The following is a 649-nucleotide window of genomic DNA, read 5'->3' as shown; positions in this document are numbered from 1 at the left end:
AAAAGGGGCAGTTGATCGCCGTTGGGCTGGTCAATGGGCACTGTACCGTCAAATCACGCACAGAGTCGTTGTCCTGCAATCCCGGTCCAGAAACCGTGCTGACCATCTTCCAGGCGAAAGGCGCCAAGAAGAGCGACGCGGACCCAATCATTGTCTGGAGCAAACAGTTGCCGCCATTGATTGCGTATTGGGCCGAAAGTGAAGATCCCGAAACACGTGCTCGAGCGCAAAAAATTGCCACGGTCGAATACATCACCACTGACCCGAAAAAAGACTCCTGGAACGCCTCGCAATTACCTTCCGACTTCCCGAAGGCGATGCTCCCGTTGCTTCCGAAGAATGCCCATCTGGCGGGCGCCGGCGTCGATGGCGTGTAYACCACGCCCGGCATGAAAGGCGCACCGATTTACGGTGATTTCGACGAATTGGCAGGCCGCCCACGACATGATTTCGAGGTCATGCTGAAAACCTATACCGAGTTCTCCGACGTCGTCGAGTTTTACAAACAGAATGCCAAGGGTGCCGAGTTAAGTGCGAACGATGAAAAGGCATTGATTGAAGGCGTTGCAGGTGGTGCCACCTACAAGATCGAGATCAAGGATAACGAGGAAGAAGGAACAGCCATCACCTTTTCCGCGTGGAGAAAAGA

The 649-nt window shown here is 54.0% G+C and carries 1 pseudogene; it reads left to right on the top strand.

The features are described from left to right. Positions 1–649 (top strand): annotated as a pseudogene (locus tag AC1DLB_RS31495) (hypothetical protein); the annotation flags it as partial.

This window comes from Pseudomonas sp. 05N434 (assembly GCF_056396965.1).
Note: the sequence above shows the minus strand (reverse complement) of the source record. Positions and strands in the feature narration are given on the sequence as shown.